At 69.2% G+C, this 12,013-nt stretch carries 8 protein-coding genes; 5 read left to right on the top strand and 3 right to left on the bottom strand.

Translation table 11 applies throughout. The features are described from left to right. Positions 1-476: 476 nt before the first annotated feature. From QBL25_RS40920 to QBL25_RS40910, 3 genes are all read left to right on the top strand, one after another. Positions 477-926, top strand: a complete 450-nt coding sequence (locus QBL25_RS40920) for a hypothetical protein (RefSeq protein ID WP_409062045.1) — start codon at positions 477-479, stop codon at positions 924-926. 25 nt (positions 927-951) lie between these two features. Beyond that, positions 952-2,292: a hypothetical protein gene (locus tag QBL25_RS40915; protein ID WP_409062044.1), complete on the top strand. Its 1,341-nt coding sequence runs from the start codon at positions 952-954 to the stop codon at positions 2,290-2,292. A 300-nt stretch (positions 2,293-2,592) separates the two neighbouring features. Then, the gene (locus QBL25_RS40910; protein WP_409062043.1) at positions 2,593-3,222 is read left to right on the top strand and encodes a DUF6461 domain-containing protein; all 630 of its coding nucleotides are present in this window, start codon (positions 2,593-2,595) and stop codon (positions 3,220-3,222) included. A 93-nt stretch (positions 3,223-3,315) separates the two neighbouring features. On the opposite strand, the gene QBL25_RS40905 is transcribed toward QBL25_RS40910, so the two are convergent. The 3 genes from QBL25_RS40905 to QBL25_RS40895 form a co-directional block, all read right to left on the bottom strand. Further along, positions 3,316-4,062 (bottom strand): phosphotransferase family protein, encoded by a 747-nt coding sequence (locus QBL25_RS40905; protein WP_409062042.1) that lies wholly within the window; start codon positions 4,060-4,062, stop codon positions 3,316-3,318. Between the two features lie 234 nt (positions 4,063-4,296). After that, the gene (locus QBL25_RS40900) at positions 4,297-6,033 is read right to left on the bottom strand and encodes a glycoside hydrolase family 6 protein (RefSeq protein WP_409062041.1); all 1,737 of its coding nucleotides are present in this window, start codon (positions 6,031-6,033) and stop codon (positions 4,297-4,299) included. 106 nt (positions 6,034-6,139) lie between these two features. Continuing rightward, a complete protein-coding gene (locus QBL25_RS40895) occupies positions 6,140-7,636 on the bottom strand; it encodes a cellulose binding domain-containing protein (RefSeq protein ID WP_409062040.1) in 1,497 nt (498 codons plus the stop codon). A 278-nt stretch (positions 7,637-7,914) separates the two neighbouring features. On the opposite strand from QBL25_RS40895, the gene QBL25_RS40890 reads away from it, so the two are divergent. Both QBL25_RS40890 and QBL25_RS40885 read left to right on the top strand, forming a co-directional pair. Beyond that, complete coding sequence (locus QBL25_RS40890; protein WP_409062039.1) at positions 7,915-10,818, top strand: glycoside hydrolase family 48 protein; 2,904 nt, start codon at positions 7,915-7,917, stop codon at positions 10,816-10,818. A 142-nt stretch (positions 10,819-10,960) separates the two neighbouring features. Next, entirely contained in the window at positions 10,961-12,010 is a 1,050-nt protein-coding gene (locus QBL25_RS40885) for a zinc-binding dehydrogenase (RefSeq protein ID WP_409062038.1), read from the top strand. Positions 12,011-12,013 lie beyond the last annotated feature (3 nt).

Raw genomic sequence — 12,013 nt, 5'->3', positions numbered from 1 at the left:
TGATTGTTTGGCATGGTCGTCTGCTTTCGATCAGATGGACCGCGTCCTCCGGACATTGGCTCGCCTCTCTCTCGGCGCAGAGGTGTAGCGGTTGCGGCTGCCGGTGGGCCTGTTTTCGCTCGCATCACCGCGGTCATACGGGCGCCGTGCACCGCGTAGAGATGTCTATGGCACGGCCTCCTCAGAGCCCGGACGGCGGAACACTCGGCGCAGGCCCGTTCACAGCCGTCCTTGCCGATTTCGTAGTCGAAGGTGGTGACGTGGCAGTCCCCGGTCGCGACAGTCCCTGCGGTGCGCATGTCGATCCGGGGATTCATCACATGGGGGCGATTTCCCGCCCCATTGGTGGTCGCGCACAGGCCGTGGTCTTCCAGGTGCGCAGCAAGTCGTAGCAGGTCTTCGGTATCCACACGGAGACGATCTCAATGGCTGCGACGGGAAGGGATATGACAACCTGTGACACGGAGTTGATGTTGATGCGCGCAGTTGCGATCACGGGTACCCGGAGCACCGGCCATCGGAGCCTCGACGAGTACGCGGCCCTGTTCGGCGAATACCTCACCCCCTTCGTTGTCGACGCGCACTTCTACATCGGTGGCGCAAAGGGGATCGACTCGCTCTGCCTGCTCTGGCTGGCCGAGAACTCCGGCGCGCCGATCACGGTGGTGGCTCCGGGGAGGGTCGACCAGCAGCCGCCCCAGGCGCGCGAGGCGATTGTCCGGTGCCGCGACCGCATCACGGAAGTCGTCGAGCTGCATGCCGCCGAGCTCTCATCGGACGCGTATCACGCACGGAACCGATGGATGGTCGACCGTGCTCGGATGACGATCGGGTTTCCGCATCACCGCGAGCCGAGCAGCGGGACGTGGCAGACCCTCAGGTACACGGCCGATGTGGGCAAACCACGGCTGATCGTGCCCGTGTAGACCCACTTTGCGCCACCATGGGTGTATGAACGGCCGGGCCGCGGGGGCGGCATTGCTGCGGGCGCTTCGTCACAGGCGGGGGTTGTCCTTGTCCGGTACGGCTCGCGCCCTGCTCGCCATCGCCGCCGAACTCCATCAGCCCCGCAGCGCGTTTCCCTCGGTCGCAAGCGTGCAGCGGTGTGTCGCACGCTGGGAGAGCCGCACGCCGGCCCTGCCGGACGAGCGGTACCAGCTTCTCCTCGCCCACCTCTACGCCCGCACCCCAGCTGGCCAGGTGGCCCTGGGAGCCGGTTCTGACTTCGCCGAGTTCCTGCAGGCACTCGCCGACTTCGGGGAGGGCGAAGCGCGCATCAGCGAGCTGCGCAGCCTGATGGTGCGGGCGGCGACCGATTCCGGGGGTGGAATGCTCGCGTTCCTCGCCCCCGGTCTACAGGCCACCCTGAGCACGGCGCTCGCCGATCCCTCCCGCACCGATGAGGCAACGGTGGCCGGGCTCGCGGCGGTGGTTTCGGACGTCAACTCCCAGGTGGGTTCGCTGCCCTTCGTGCGCTTGCAGTTGATCCTTTCTCCCGCCGTCGAGGCGTGCCGACAGCTGCGGCTCGGGGGCGTACCCGAACCGGTCGTGCCCGCCCTGCGGGAGGCATCGGTCGCGGCCTCGATGCTCGCCGGGCGGCTGGCCTTCGAAACCCGGGACGATGCCGCTTCCTGTGCTCTGTACGCGGAGGCGACAGGCGAGGCCGAGCGCCTCGGGCAGCCGTGGCGGAGGGCATGCGTCGACATGAGCCACGCCCTGGTCACCCTGTACTCGGCTCAGGGGCTGGAGGACGCGCGTCGTCTGGTCGACTCCGCGGTGTGTGCGGCGCGGTCCGGAGATTCGCTGTTGGTGCGCTCACGCGCCCACGCTCTCCAGGCAGAGCTCGCGGCGCGCGCCGGGTTCGAGCGACAGGCTCAGGCTGCGTTGCGGCTGGCGTGGCACGACCTCGACGCTGACCACACAGAAGATCCGATGCCCACCTCGTTCTCGCCCGCACACCTGCACGGTTTCGAGGGGGTGTGTCAGCTGTACATCGGTGACCCAAGCATCGCGCACGCCCAGTTCGCCAGCGCGGTTGATGCGCTCGCCGCCCCACGGGAGCACGTTCAGCGGGCCATCGTCACAACGGATCAGGCGTTGGCCCGGATTCGACTGGGCGATCCGCGCGCCGCGGCGGAACTGCTGCACGATTGCGTGACGGCAGCGAGCACGACCGGAGGCCGAGTACCTGCGCTCAGGCTGCGGCGCGCCCGCAACGAACTGCGGCCCTGGCGGCGGGAGGACTTCGTCGCCGCTCTCGACGATCACCTCATGGATGTGCTCGGTAGCTGATGGTCGGTGCAGGTCAGGTGCTGTGCTCGGACAGTACCGAGAGGCTTGTCAACGTGTACGTCCACGGGCTACTCGTCACCCGCACTCGACGCTGCGTCTTCGGCGCGTAGGCGGGCAATGCGTGACTGCAAGGACCCGAACGCGCCCGAGCCGACCAGCCAGGAGGCATCAGCGCAGGTACCTCGTCTGAGACGGCCTCCACAAGCCGACCCCTGCCCCGTCGGCCATCGGGACGCGTTGTCAGTGGTGCCGCTTAGAGTGCTGCCCGGTGATCACGAATCGTGTGCGAGGGGTGGGCGTGTGAGCGGCGGGATTCAGTGGCTGGTCGGGCTGGAGAACTGGATGTCCAGCGTGGTGTTCGCGCGCGGGATATCCCCGCAGGAACTCGCTCTGCGCATGGGAGGTGAACCAGGAACGGCGACTGAGCCGATCACCGATGCCGAGGTGTGGAATCTGGGGCTCGTGGTGTACCGGCCGGGCGCGGACGGTGATGGTGTGGTGCGCGTCGGCGAGCAGGAGGGCTGGTCCTTCGCCGTGGAGTACGGGCATTCGACCGGTGGCGACCGGCTTGCGGAGATCTCACGCAACGGTGCCGAGGCCGTCCGCTACGTACCGATGCAGGAGCACCCACCCGCCACTGTGGACTACGCCAGGGACGGTCTGGTCCGGTGCGGATTCGGCCTGGGCGAGGAGCTGTGGCGCTGGGGCGCGGAGCCTGACCTGCTGCTAGCCGATCTTGTTGCCGCTCAGGTGCTCGACCCCACCGGGACCGCGCATGTCGCGCACGAGGATGCGGACTTCAGGGACACCTACCGCCGCAGTCTCGGTGTCGTCGAGCGGCGGTTCGGGCTTTCGCTCTCCCCCGCATATCTCCGTGACGCCCGTCTGCCTGCGTACGCGGTCCGTGGGACCCCGGACATGCGGACCTGACCGCCGGGGGATCACTTGCCGGAGCGGGCCGCTGCTGGGCGAAGGTGGCTTGCTCGACGCGGCAAAATGCACGCGGCAGCTGGCGCCGCAGTCTCACATCCGCGCTCTCAGCACGTCGACCTCGCAGCCCGGTGCGGACGGATCGAAGCCGTGCTCGGTCAGCCACCGGACCCCCAGGAGGCTGCGCAGTGACCACCACGCCTGGATCACGCCGAGGTCGACGTCGGTGCCGTAGCCGGCGATGACGTCGGCGAGGTGCTCCTCATGGCCGAGAGTGAAGGTGGCCAGGTCGTAGAGGGCATCGCCCTGGCCCGCCTCGGACCAGTCGATGATGCCGGTGACCTCGTCGCCGTCGGTGAAGACGTGCGCGATCTGTAGGTCGCCGTGCGTGAACGCCGGAGTCCACGGGCGGAGTGCGCCCTCGGCGATCTGGCGGTTGCGGGTGACGAGGTCGGCGGGCAGGATGCCGTTCGTCACGAGCCACTCGCATTCTTCGTCGAGTTCCGCCGCCAGCGCGGCGATGCTGCGGCGGGCCCGTCCGAGCCGGGGCGGCAGCGGCGCGTCGTGCAGCTTGCGGATGGCGGCGCCTGCCGCGGCCCACGCCTCCGGTGACCCGGCCGAGGGCCCTCCGAGGCGGCCCAGCGTCGTCCCCGCGAGCGCGGCGAGCGCGAGCACCGGCGGCTTGCGCCACAGAATCTCCGGGGTCGGTACCGGCGCGAGGCCCATCGCCTCGACCTCGGCGTCGATGCGCGCCTGATCCGCGTCCACTTTCAAGAACACGTCGCCCACCCGCAGGGTCACGCGCTCGGAATGGGCGACGACGACGTTGACTTCATCCATGGGCGATCAGTATCCCGGGAGTGATCGTCGAGGTCGCCGGGTTTGTCACGTGCGGTGATGCGGTGCGACGCCAAGCGGTCACGCGGCTGAGTGTGTCCCGCTGCCCGGCATCTTCGTGCGGCACGAGAGTGGCCTCAGAGCGCGCCGGCCGGTCCGAGCAGGTTGGTGGTGGAGGCAACGATTCGCCGGGGCCCAGAGGCGTGTGCCCCTGGGTCCCGGCGGACCGCGGTGTGCCTACAGTGCGGGGTAGGCGTTCTTCATGAGCTCCTGGAACTGGGCGGAGAACCAGTGGCCGGAGAGCGGCGCGTTGGGCAGCGCCCCGGACATGTTGTTGTTGTTCCGGGGGTTACCGGTGTACGTCGGGTCGCACATGCGGTCGAAGCCCTTGCCCTCGTCGTTGTCGATGGCGGTGCTCGAACCGTCGGACTCCCCCGGCGGCTTCATCCACACATAGGCGTCGATGCCGGTCGCCGGGTTGGCCTGCGGTCGCTCGCCCAGTCCGGCGCCGGACTGGTTGCACCAGTTGCCCAGGTGGATGCGGCGGTCGTAGCGCCCGCCGTCCACATAGGTGTCGACGCTGGTGGTGGCGCCGGGTCCGGCGGGCCGCGCCGCGCCGCCCCAGCCGTTGCGGGAGGTGTCGATCAGCATGCCGAGGTTCTGGTCGAAGCCCAGCGAGACCAGCTTGGTGCGCATGGCCTGCGCGTACGACAGCTCGTCAGTGTAGCGGTTCCAGTCCACCCACTTGGACTCGCGCACCGACTTGCCCGCGACGGTGTCGCCGATGGCGAAATTGTTTTCCTTGAGTGCGCTGTAGTTGGCCGTGTTCACGATGAAGCCGTGGACGTCGGACAGCTTCGCGCCGTTGCCGGAGGCGGTGGTCTTGAACAGTTCGGCGGAGGGGCCGAAGTTGTCGTCCCAGCCGAGCCAGCCGTGGTGGCCGGCGTCGATGTAGTTGTAGACGTTCTTGATGTCACCGAGCTTGTCGAGGGCGTACCCGACGCCCTTCTGGTAGTTGCCGTTGGCCTTCATCACGTCGCAGTTGGGCGTGGCCGTGGGACGGCCGGAGACGTTGGTGACGAGGTTGGGCAGCGAGTCGATCTCGATCGTGGTGACGATGCGCAGGGCCGCGTACTTGGGGTCGGCGAGGATCGCGGCGATGGGGTCGATGAAGTCGGTCTTGTACTTGTCGATCTCCGTCGGGCCGAGTTCGCCGTTGGAGGCCAGGGCGGAGCAGTCTCGGCCGGGCAGGTCGTAGACGACGAGTTGGACGACTTGTTCGCCGCTGCCCTTCTGGGCGAGGGCCGCGTCGAGGTGGTCGCGCAGGCCCATGCCGTCGCCCACGCCGTTGATGGCGGCGATGCGGTCGAGCCAGACGCCGGTGGGCTGGTCGGCGATGCGGGAGCCGCCGGTCTCGGCCTTGGCCTTGGCGGACCACTCCGGGTTCACGTACACCTTGGCGCCGGCGTAGGGGTTGTCGACGCGGTCACCGGGTTCGGTCGGATCCGTGGGGTCGGTGGGGTCCGTGGGATCGGTCGGGTCGGTGTCCTCGTTGCAGGTGACGCCGTTCAGCTTGAAGGTGGCCGGCAGGGCGTTGCTGCCGCTGTAGGAGGCGTTGAAGCCGAAGGAGGCCGAGGCGCCGGTGGCGAGCGCGCCGTTATAGGAGGCGTTCTTGGCGGTGACGGCGGCGCCGGTCTGGGCGATGTCGGCGTTCCAGCCGTTGGTGACCTTCTGGTTGCCCGCGTAGGACCAGGTGAGGTTCCAGCCGTTGACCGCGGCACCGTTGTTGGTGACGGTGACGGCGGTGGTGAAGCCGCTGTCCCACTGGTTTTGGATCTTGTACTCGACGCTGCAGGCGGGCGCCGCGGCCCCGGCGCCGTCGGGCATCGCGGTGGCGGTGCCGACGCAGGCGGCGCCGGTGAGGACGAGGGCGGTGAGCACGGCGGTGCCGGCTCTCGATCGGAAACGGCTCATGGGTTGCGGTGTCCCTTTCCAGAGGTGAACGGGGTCGTACGGTCAGGGGTGGCCGTACGGTCATGGGTGGTCGTACGGTCAGGGGTGCTCGTACGCTGCGGGGCGTTCATCCGTTCACCGCGCGCAGGTGATCGCGCAGGCCGGTCCCGAACGCGGTCGGTGTGCCGTCGTACGAGCTGATGAGGGAGGGACCGGTCGAGCAGTCCCAGGTGTTCCAGGTCCAGCCGAGATAGGACAGCCGGCGGTCGTCGAACCACTTCATGACGCGGTCGATGAATCCGTGCGCGCAGGTGTTCTCGCCGATCTCCCCGGCCACCAGCGGCACTTGCGCCGCGACGGGGGCGAGCGTGGAGTCCCAGCAGCTCTCGGTGGAGCAGGTGTTGAAGTTGTAGACGTGCCAGGCCGCGGCGAGATTGGCGGCCGGGTCCACGGGCCGGTGGGCGAGCCACTGCCCCAGGTCGTTGGAGTAGGCAAGGCCGCCGGCCAGGATCACGTTCTGGGCGCCCGTGGAGCGGACGGCATCGAGGAGGTCCTGCATGCCCGCGACTTCGTAGCCGATGCCCGGGCAGGTGCCGCCGTCCTTCCAGCAGGCCCACGCGTCGGCGAGGTTCGGCGTCGCGCGGTCCGGATAGGGCTCGTTGAACAGGTCGAAGACGACCGTCGGATCGTCCTTGTAGGCGCCGGCGACCGACGACCAGAAGCCGGGCGCGTAGCGGGCGTCGGGCATCGGTTTCTGGCAGGTGGCGTGGAGGTCGCCGCAGCCCGCCGAGTTGCCGGTGTACTGGCCGTAGGACCAGTGCATCTCCAGGATCGGCGTCATGCCGTGCGCCTTGACCTTGGTGACCAGCTCCTTGATGGCACTTTGGTAGCGGGCGCCGCCGTACTCGGGCTTGATGTTGTCCAGGCCCAGCCAGCACTCCTCGTTGAGCGGGATCCGGACGGCGTTGGACTTCCAGTCGGCGATCGCCGCGACGGACGCGTCGTCGACCGGGCCGTCGAAGATCCCACGGCCCTGGACGCACATGAACTCGGCGCCGGAGCGGTTCACGCCCAGGATCCGGCGGGTGGCACCGGAGGCGTCGACGAGCTTGTTCCCGGCGACCTTCAGCGCCGGGGCCTCACCCCCACCCCCTGGATCCGTCGGATCGGTCGGGTCGGTGGGATCGGTCGGGTCCGTGGGGTCGGTGACATCGGTGTTGCAGGTGACGCCGTTCAGCTCGAAGGCCGCCGGCACCGTGTTGGCGCCCGGACGCGATCCGATGAACCCGGCCTCGACGCTGCCGCCGGAGGGCAGCGCACCGTTCCAGGACTCGTTGGCCGCGGTGACGGCCGTTGCGCTCTGGGACCACTTGGCGCCCCAGCCCTGCGTGATCTTCTGTCCGTCGGCGAAGGCGAAGGACAGGCTCCAGCTGTCCTTGGCCGCGCCGTTGTTGGTGACCTTCACCGCGGACTGGAAGCCGCTGTCCCACTGTCCGGTGACGGAGTACTCCACCGTGCAGGCGGGGGCGGCCGCGGCGTCGGCCCGTGGAGCGAGCGCCGCCGCCGAGACGACGACGCACGCGAGCAGGGTTGCGGGTAGTGCATGGCGCGGGGGGTGGCGCATGAGCGACTCCTTGCAGCTCGGGCGCGACCGGCTCAAGGCCGGTGCGTCGACTGATGGAACCGCTCCCACTGGTTGCTGGTGGACTGTAGAGAAGGAACTGCCGTCAAGCAACAGAGGGGTTCCGAAATTTCCCTGTCGAATTAATTCGACTCTTCAAGCCTCTTGACCCTCAATTCCCCCGTCCCCATCCTTGGGAGCGCTCCCACTGGTTCATGGGCGGTGACGCCACATCACCGCCCCACCCCTCGCTCTTTGAACCGCAAGGAGGAATCAGGGCCATGCCACAAAGACGGGCCCGGCGGCTGTGGACCGCTGTCGCGGCCACCCTGGCACTACCGCTCGCCACCCTCACCTCACTGCCAACTACCGCAGAAGCAGCGGCAGTTGCGTGCAGCGTCGACTACAAGACCAACGACTGGGGCTCCGGCTTCACCGCCGAGCTGACCATCACCAACCGCGGCAGCGCGGCGATCGACGGCTGGACCCTCACCTACACCTACGGCGGCAATCAGAAACTGGCCAACGGCTGGAATGCCACCTGGTCGCAGTCCGGAAAAGCGATCACCGCGAAAAACCTCGGCCACAACGCAAAGATCGCCCCCGGCGCCGCCGCCACGACAGGCGCGCAATTCACCTACAGCGGCGCGAATTCGGCGCCCACTGATTTCGCCGTCAACGGCACCACGTGCGCGGGCGCCCACCAGCCGCCGATCACTGTGCTCACCAGCCCGAAGGCCGGCGCGGTCTACTCGGCAGGCGACACCGTCCCGCTCGCCGCCACCGCCGCGGCGGCCGACGGTGCAGACATCGACAAGGTCGAGTTCTACGACGACACGACGCTGCTCGGCACGGACACCACCGCCCCCTACGGACTCGACGCCGACGGCCTGGCGGCCGGGACCCACTCCCTGTACGCGAAGGCGTACGACAGCCAGGGCGCGTCCGGCGAGTCGACACCGGTGGGCATCACGGTCGCGGCGGGCCCCGCCCTGGTCGCCACGCCGTCCCAACTCGGCGTCCGGCAGGGCACGTCCGGCACCTTCGACGTGAAGCTGTCGACGCAGCCCACCTCGAACGTGACGGTCGCCACGGCCCGCACCAGCGGCAACACGGGCCTGTCGGTGTCCTCCGGCGCGAGCCTGACCTTCACCCCGTCGAACTGGAACGCGGCGCAGAAGGTGACCATCGCGGCCGACGCCTCCGGTACGGGCGCGGCCACCTTCCACGTGACGGCTCCGGGCCACACCAAGGCCGCGGTCACGGTCACCCAGCTCGCCGCGTCCAAGACGTACGACGCCCGCTTCCTCGACCTCTACGGGAAGATCACCGATCCGGCCAACGGCTACTTCTCGCCGGAGGGCGTGCCCTACCACTCCGTCGAGACACTGATCGTCGAGGCGCCGGACCACGGCCACGAGACGACCTCGGAGGCCTACAGCTACCTCCTGTGGCTCCAGGCCATGTACGGCAAGGTCAGCGGCGACTGGTCGAAGTTCAACGGGGCGTGGGAGATCATGGAGAAGTACATGATCCCCACCCACGCGGACCAGCCGACGACCTCCTCCTACAACGCCTCCAAACCGGCGACGTACGCACCCGAGCACGACCTGCCCTCCCAGTACCCGGCCAAGCTCGACGCGTCGGTCTCCGTGGGCAGCGACCCGATCGCATCGGAACTGCGGAGCGCCTACGGCACGGACGACATCTACGGCATGCACTGGCTGCAGGACGTCGACAACGTCTACGGCTACGGCAACGAACCCGGCAGGTGCGAGGCGGGCCCGAGCGCCACCGGCCCCTCCTACATCAACACCTTCCAGCGCGGCGCGCAGGAGTCGGTGTGGGAGACGGTCCCGCAGCCCACGTGCGACGCCTTCAAGTACGGCGGCAAGAACGGGTACCTGGACCTGTTCACCGGCGACTCCTCCTACGCCAAGCAGTGGAAGTTCACCAACGCCCCGGACGCCGACGCGCGCGCGGTGCAGGCCGCCTACTGGGCCAATGTATGGGCCAAGCAGCAGGGCAAGGGCTCCGACATCGCGGCGACCGTCGGCAAGGCCGCCAAGATGGGCGACTATCTGCGCTACTCGATGTACGACAAGTACTTCAAGAAGGTCGGCAACTGCACCGGGCCGACCACCTGCCCGGCCGGCAGCGGCAAAGACGCCTCGCACTACCTGATGTCCTGGTACTACGCATGGGGCGGCGCGACCGACACCTCGGCGGGCTGGTCCTGGCGCATCGGCTCCAGCCACACGCACGGCGGCTACCAGAACCCCCTCGCCGCCTACGCGCTCTCCTCGGCCGCCGACCTGAAGCCCAAGTCGGCCACGGGTCAGGCGGACTGGGCCAAGTCGCTCGACCGGCAGCTGGAGTTCTACCGCTGGCTCCAGTCGGACGAGGGCGCCATCGCCGGCGGCGCGACCAACAGCTGGGGCGGCAGCTACGGCACCCCGCCGGCGGGCACGCCGACGTTCCACGGCATGTACTACGACGAGGCGCCCGTCTACCACGACCCGCCGTCCAACCAGTGGTTCGGCTTCCAGGCCTGGTCGATGGAGCGCGTGGCCGAGTACTACCAGCAGACGGGCGACGCCGACGCCAGGACGGTCCTGGACAAGTGGGTCGACTGGGCCCTGTCCAAGACGACGATCCATCCCGACGGCACGTTCCGCATCCCCGCCACGCTCCAGTGGTCGGGCAAGCCCGACACCTGGAACGCGTCGAGCCCCGGCGCCAACACGGGTCTGCACGTCACGGTCGCCGACTACACCAACGACGTCGGAGTCGCCGCGGCGTACGCCAAGACCCTGACGTACTACGCCGCCAAGTCCGGTGACACACGGGCCAAGACGGTGGCGAAGGCACTGCTCGACGGCATGTGGGAGCACGACCAGGACGCGCTGGGCATCGCCGTGCCCGAGACCCGCGCCGACTACGGCCGCTTCGACGACCCGGTCTATGTGCCGAGCGGCTGGACGGGCACGATGCCAGGCGGCGACAAGATCGACTCGTCGTCCACGTTCTCCTCGCTGCGCTCCTTCTACGAGGACGACCCCGACTGGTCGAAGGTCGAGGCCTATCTGGCGGGCGGGGCGGCGCCGACGTTCACCTACCACCGGTTCTGGGCCCAGGCGGACATCGCGCTCGCCATGGGTTCGTACGCGGAACTGCTCGAGTAACGCCCCGCCGGCGGCAGCTCCGCGCACACCGGGCCGGGCGGGCCCCCTCCTCGGGGCTCGCCCGGCCCTCGGCCGTCCCTTTCGGCGACCGGTGTACGGTGGATATGTAAACCGATCGGTATACCGGCGGGAGGTTCAAGCGATGAGTGCGTCCGCGTTCATGCGAGCTGTGCGCATCACGGAACACGGAGGACCAGAGGTTCTCGAACTGACGGAGGTCGCCGTCCCGGCCCCTCAGCCGGGCGAGGCACTGGTCCAGGTCAGCGCCGTGGCCCTGAACAACACCGACCTGTGGACCCGGCAGGGTGCCTACGGCCTGCCCGACGACCCGAAGGCCACCTCGGGCTGGCGCGGCCCGATCGACTTCCCGCGCATCCAGGGCGCCGACGTGGCCGGCCGGGTCGTGGCCGTCGGCACCGGCGTGGCGGACAGCCTCGTGGGCCGCCGCGTGGTCGTCGACCCCGCGATCTACGACGGCGAGGGGCCGGACGCCCACCCGGTGGGGCTGATGGGCAGCGAACGCGACGGCGGCTACGCCCAGTACGTGACCGCGCCGGCCGAGCGCGTCCACGACGTGACGCGATCCCCCCTCACCGACGAGCAGCTGGCGACCTTGCCGACCGCCTACGGCACGGCCCTGGGCATGATCGAGCGCGGCCGGCTCGGCACGGGCGAAACCGCCCTGGTCTCGGGAGCCTCCGGCGGTGTCGGGATCGCGCTGGTGCAGATCGCCCGGGCGCGCGGGGCCAGGGTGATCGCCATCAGCAGCGGAGCCAAGATCGACGCGGTGCGCGCGGCAGGCGCGCACGAGGTCATCGACCGTGCCGGAGACGTCACCGGGCAGCTGCGCGCCGCCGCGCCCGAAGGCATCGACGTCGCGCTGGACGTCGTGGCCGGCGAGCTGGTGGGCCAGGGGCTGCCGCTGCTGCGCGAAGGGGGCCGGTGGGTGATCGCCGGCGCGCTCGGCGGCTATGACGTGGCCTTCGACGTGCGCCGGCTCTACCTGCACAACGCCCAGGTCATCGGTTCGGCCATGCACACCCCCGCCCACTTCGACCTCCTCATGGACCTGGCACGCCAAGGTGCGATCCGCCCCGTCATCGCCGCGACGTTCCCCCTGGACCAGGCCGCGCAGGCGCAGGAAGAACTCTCGCGCCGGGATCACGTGGGAAAGATCGTCATGCGCCCCTGAGCC

This window comes from Streptomyces sp. SYP-A7185 (genome assembly GCF_046103685.1).
GTDB lineage: Bacteria > Actinomycetota > Actinomycetes > Streptomycetales > Streptomycetaceae > Streptomyces.
Note: the sequence above shows the minus strand (reverse complement) of the source record. Positions and strands in the feature narration are given on the sequence as shown.

What these genes read in the sequence shown, in the direction of transcription:
- QBL25_RS40920 (WP_409062045.1), top strand. Translation starts at nt 477, where the DNA reads ATGCGCGCAGTTGCGATCACGGGTACCCGGAGCACCGGCCATCGGAGC.
- QBL25_RS40915 (WP_409062044.1), top strand. Translation starts at nt 952, where the DNA reads ATGAACGGCCGGGCCGCGGGGGCGGCATTGCTGCGGGCGCTTCGTCAC.
- QBL25_RS40905 (WP_409062042.1), bottom strand. Translation starts at nt 4,062, where the DNA reads ATGGATGAAGTCAACGTCGTCGTCGCCCATTCCGAGCGCGTGACCCTG.
- QBL25_RS40900 (WP_409062041.1), bottom strand. Translation starts at nt 6,033, where the DNA reads ATGAGCCGTTTCCGATCGAGAGCCGGCACCGCCGTGCTCACCGCCCTC.
- QBL25_RS40895 (WP_409062040.1), bottom strand. Translation starts at nt 7,636, where the DNA reads ATGCGCCACCCCCCGCGCCATGCACTACCCGCAACCCTGCTCGCGTGC.
- QBL25_RS40890 (WP_409062039.1), top strand. Translation starts at nt 7,915, where the DNA reads ATGCCACAAAGACGGGCCCGGCGGCTGTGGACCGCTGTCGCGGCCACC.
- QBL25_RS40885 (WP_409062038.1), top strand. Translation starts at nt 10,961, where the DNA reads ATGAGTGCGTCCGCGTTCATGCGAGCTGTGCGCATCACGGAACACGGA.